2 protein-coding genes, 2 tRNA genes and 1 pseudogene are annotated in these 4,845 nt (G+C 65.3%); 3 read left to right on the forward strand and 2 right to left on the reverse strand.

Annotated features, from left to right (window positions below; translation table 11 throughout):
- From ACJ73U_RS28240 to ACJ73U_RS28250, 3 genes are all read left to right on the forward strand, one after another.
- On the forward strand, positions 1 to 284 hold a 284-nt coding region (locus tag ACJ73U_RS28240; protein ID WP_407780762.1), incomplete at its 5' end, for an HAD family hydrolase.
- Positions 285 to 328: 44 nt separating this feature from the next.
- Positions 329 to 400, forward strand: a tRNA-Gln gene (locus tag ACJ73U_RS28245).
- 43 nt (positions 401 to 443) lie between these two features.
- Positions 444 to 516, forward strand: a tRNA-Glu gene (locus ACJ73U_RS28250).
- A gap of 692 nt (positions 517 to 1,208) precedes the next feature.
- Here the strand turns inward: ACJ73U_RS28250 and ACJ73U_RS28255 are convergent.
- Together ACJ73U_RS28255 and ACJ73U_RS28260 are read right to left on the reverse strand one after the other, a co-directional pair.
- The gene (locus tag ACJ73U_RS28255) at positions 1,209 to 4,055 is read right to left on the reverse strand and encodes an AfsR/SARP family transcriptional regulator (protein WP_407780763.1); all 2,847 of its coding nucleotides are present in this window, start codon (positions 4,053 to 4,055) and stop codon (positions 1,209 to 1,211) included.
- A 541-nt stretch (positions 4,056 to 4,596) separates the two neighbouring features.
- Positions 4,597 to 4,845, reverse strand: a pseudogene (locus ACJ73U_RS28260) (transposase); the annotation flags it as partial.

The raw sequence follows: 4,845 nt of genomic DNA on the forward strand, positions 1-4,845 counted from the left end.
CCGACCCAGTGATCTTCCACACGGCCTGCACCCGCCTGGACGTCCCACCGGCGGAAACGATGCACGTAGGCGACCTCCTGGACACGGACGCCAAGGGCGCGAGAGACGCCGGCCTACACGGAGTGTGGCTGGCCCGCAGCGGCACGCGACCGGCCCGGGAGCCGGGCATCCAGACCATTGAGAGCCTGTCCGACCTGCCGGAACTGCTGGTCAGCGAGTACCGCACCCCGTCCCTGTCCCTGTCCGAAGGGGCCGATTACCGCTGCCGGGAGGGCGTGGTCTAACATCTTCTGCGGTGCTGCTGGAGCGGACAACCGCCCAGCCGCATTGGGGTATGGTGTAATTGGCAGCACGACTGATTCTGGTTCAGTTAGTCTAGGTTCGAGTCCTGGTACCCCAGCGGAGAGAGCAAAATCGCTTCTGGTACTGTTCTCTCTGGTCGCGGCCCCGTCGTCTAGCGGCCTAGGACGCCGCCCTCTCAAGGCGGTAGCGCGGGTTCAAATCCCGTCGGGGCTACATAGTTTGACCAGGCCGTTTCCTCCGGGAGACGGCCTGGTTCATTTCGCGTGGCATAGATCCGTGGAATGTCAGGCTCGGGAGCGAGCCTGGGAGTGGTTCGCCTTGCGTCACCGGTCTTCGGTGGTGAGATTCTTATGGCCCTTGTCAGCGAATTTACTCTTTTATTTTCAGGATCAGGTGTGTGCCGTGCTGGCGGTAGTTGTCATCGAGGCGGCTCAAGATCTGGAGAAATGCTGTTACTGCTTCTTCGGTAGGCGGCGTGCTCTTTATTGTGACCCACAGGCTGTCGAGGGCTGAGTGCACCACGTTTTGGCGTGTTCGGATGCACCCTGTTCGAGCGCAGTTATGAACATTGCCGCTCGTTCGGGTCGCGCAGCCTCCGCCGCGAGTGTGATAACGGTTACCGCCTTCAAACGGTCCTCGAGACTGCCGGTGTCCGCAGTATCTTGCAGTCAAGGACGGCCGCGTGCGCCCAGGTATGGGCATGTGCGGCGGTTGTGTTTCTGAATGCGGCGAGTAAGAGGTCCAGGGGTTGTCGGCCGTTGGTCCATGTTGCGTTACGGCTGAGCACGGTGGCGGTAGAGGCAGATCGATGCGTATGGCTTATGCACCACGTACTGCTTGCCGCCACAGTATCCAGATCACGATGAAGGACTCATGGTGATGATCCAGATGAGACCGGTGCGGTTTCAGCGCGACCGGCTGTCGGCCAGTTCGAGGAGTCTCTGGTGGACGGTCGCGGCGTCGGGGTGGCGCAGTTCGGTGAGGATCTCCAGCGCCTGCTGCCACGTGACCGCGGCGTGGTGGCGTTCACCTGCGTCGTTCTGGGTGTCGCCGAGACGGACGAGGACGGCCGCTTGGTAGTAGCTGTCACCGAGCGTGGCGAACAGTCGGATGGCGTGACGGTAGGCGATTGTGGCTTGGTCGTGCTGGCCGAGCCGGTGGTGGGCGTGTCCGATGCTGTCCCACGTGTGGGCCGCCCCGTCGAGGTCGTCGAGTTCCTGGTGCAATGCGAGTGCTTCCTCGCAGAATGTCAGGGCCTGCTTGGGTTTGCCGAGCAGAGTGCAGTACCAGCCGACCGAGTTCAGCGCCCGGGCTGTGCCGTCCTTGCGGTTGCTGGTTCGGTACAGGTCCAGCGCTCGCCGGGCGTGTTCGAGGGCCTGAGCGTGCAGGTCCTGTTGTTCCCACACCCAGGCGACGGCCCGATGGGTCAGCGCCATGTTGGCGAGATCGTCGGTCTGCTCGAACAGCCGTAACGCACGTCCGAAGTGGTCATGGGCGAGGTCGGGTGCCCTGAGCCAGGCATGCGCGCGACCGAGCAGACCGTGCGCACGCGCCTGACCGGGACGGCTCGACAGCCGACGGGCGGCGGTCAGCGCGGTTTCGGCGGCGGCGGCGAGGTCGTTCCAGTGGCTTCGGCGGTCGAGGAACGTCGCCAGAGCCCAGGGGAGCTGCCAGGCATGCTGATCGAACCCGTGCTGTGCCGCTGTGCTGACCAGCGCGAGGAGTGCGGGGCGCTCGACATCGAACCATGCCAAGGCTTCGGCGTAGTCGGTGAAGGTCTCGGGCTTGCTGCCTGCTGTCGGTGCCGGCAGGTCGATGGGATCCCGGATCGGGTTGAGACGGCGGTCGGCTGAGTGGGTGCTGTGCAGGTAGTGATCCAGCAGGCGCCGCAGCGCTTCCTGTCGGTCCTGGTCGGTGTCGAGCCGCAGAGTCTGATCCATCGCGTAGATCTGCAGCAGATCATGTACGGCGAATCGACCGGAAGCGCGTTCCTCCAGGAGATGCGCCTGGGTGAGTTCGCCCAGGGCGCGCCGCGCGTCGGGGTGTGGAAGCCCGGCGAGACTCGCTGAGGCAGAGAGACCGACATCCGGGCCGGGGTGCAGTGCCAGCAGGCGGAACATGCGTGCCGCTGGGTGGCTCAGGCTCTGGTACGACCACGAGAACACGCTGCGCACACTGGCGCCGGGCTCGTCGGTGTCGAGCGCGTCGAGCCTGCTGCGCTCGTCGCGGAGTTCGTTGGCGAGGTCTCGCAACCGGAACCGCGGGTTCGTGGCGGCGCGGGTGGCGACAATGGCTAGTGCCAGCGGTAGCCGCGCACACAGCTTGATGAGGTCCGCCACCGCGTCCGGCTCGACGGCAAGCCGACCCGGGCCGAGACGTTGGGACAGCAGTTCGGTCGCATCGGCCGTGGTGAACGGTTTGAGTGTGACGACGTGCGCTCCTTCCTGGGTGGCCAGGCTGCTCAGCCGGTTGCGGCTCGTGATGATCGCGACGCTGTCGAGTCCGGTGGGCAGAAGGGGCCGCACCTGGGCGGCGTTGCGGGCGTTGTCCAGCAGCACCAGCACCCGGCGATCCGCAACCACGGTCCGGTAGAGGGCGACCATTGCCTCGATGGTGGACGGGATACGGCCGGGCGGTACTCCGAACGCCTCGAGGAACATGCGAACCGCGTCGGCCGGATGCATCGGGTTGCCGGCCGGATCGAAGCCATGCAGATTGACATAGAGCTGTCCATCGGGATAGCGCGTTGCGAGCTGGTGCGCCCAGTGCACGGTCAAGGTCGTCTTTCCGACACCGGCGCCGCCGTCTACCGCGATGATCACCCCGCCCGGACCAGCGCCTTCGAGCTGCTCGTTGAGCTGCGCGAGTTCCTCGGCTCGCCCGACGACCTTGGTGGCATGGGGTGGCAGATGCTGGGGAACCACCATGCCGATCTGACCGTGCCGGAACAGGCCCGTCCGGTACAGCGCGGGGTCCTGGACGAGGACGGCGTGTTCGAGCTGGCGGAGTTCGGGTCCGGGCTCCACCCCTGCCTCCTCGAGCAGAACCTGGCGGGCGCGCCGGTACGTGCCGAGCGCGTCGCCCTGCCGGCCGGCGTGGTACTGCGACAGGATGAGTTGGCTCCAGAAGTGTTCCCGATGCGGGTGCCGGGTCACCAGTTCGGCCAGTTCAGCGACGAGTTCCGGACCGTGGCCGAGCGCAAGGTCCACGTCGACGCGCATCTCGACGGCGTCGACGTGAAGTTCCATCAGCCGTGCTCTGGGGCCTTCGGCCGCCGGCAGGTCCGGGCAGTCCTCGAACGGCTCCCCGCGCCACAGTTCCAAGGTAGACGACAGTTTCTGCCGCGCCGGCAGGAACGCGCCAGACTGCCAATCCCGTCGAGCTTCACCCAGCAACCGTTCGAACCGGACCGTGTCCACCGTATTCCGGGGAACGTCGAGCAAGTACCCGCCAGCCCTGGTCACGACGACCGCGGGTGCTTGCGGATGTGCCGCGGCCATCGCGGTGCGCAGGCGTACGACATATGACTGCACCGCCTTGCGCGCGCTGCGTGGCTCGTGGTCCCAAATACCGGTGCTGATTTGTCCGCAACTGATCACCTTTCCCGGATCGGTCAGCAGGACCGCCAGCAAGGATCTCGTGGCGCCAGTCAATGTGACCTGCCTGTTCTCGACGAATGCCTCGACCGGGCCCAACACGCGAAAACTCCATTCCAGGCGACACTCTTCACCGACAGGCAACTCGAATGTCAATGTGTTCACTCCTCGCCATGATCCCGGATGTCGGGATGACGTCGATCGCAGCCGGTCGGTAGCCGGCCAGTAGTCACCGGGTAGCCGCTGTGCGCCAGGCTAGTGCCAGCGGCCAGCTCACTCGGAACGAGACAGGACCTGGGCAATCTAGATGCTCCTCGGCGTCGATAACGCGTGCATGCGCGGCGGTTCCCAGAATACCCGACGGTATTCCTGATCAATTGACGACTCGGTCATCGCGACGCGCACAATGATCGCGAAGATGGGGAGTTGGAAGGGAGGGGGTCGCGAGAGGTGTCGAGGTATTGAAGACTGGTGTGAGAAAAACTGGCGATGACGGCGTAGGTGCCCGGCTCACGAGATCACCACGAGCCGGGTCTGCAGACTCCGGAGTCGATTCGTTCGATCAATGAAGGGAGCACCATGACCCGCCTTCCGCAGATGATGGAGCTGTCTGGTCGGTGAATCTGGTGTCTGATCTGGGGAAACGCTGGTGGGCCTGGTGGCGGGGCGTGTCACTAGGCGGTGGGATCGTTGCAGGTCAGGTGGTTGCGGGTGTCGCCTCGGTGATCAGCGGCGGGACCGGTAGGTCGAGCGTGGTGAGGGTCGCGGTCTGGCTGTTGGTGAGTTTGGTGCGGCGACGGAAGGTGCCGGCGGGGCCGGTGAATGTGCCGAGGTGGATGCGGTCGAGTTCGCGGCGTAGGTCGGGCCAGCGTCGGCGGGTGCGGGTTTCCGCGACGCGGATGAGTAGTAGTCCGAGCCAGCAGAGCAGGACGTGGGCGCGGATGCG

The sequence above is a fragment of the Actinophytocola sp. genome, from assembly GCF_045807065.1.
Lineage (GTDB): Bacteria > Actinomycetota > Actinomycetes > Mycobacteriales > Pseudonocardiaceae > Actinophytocola.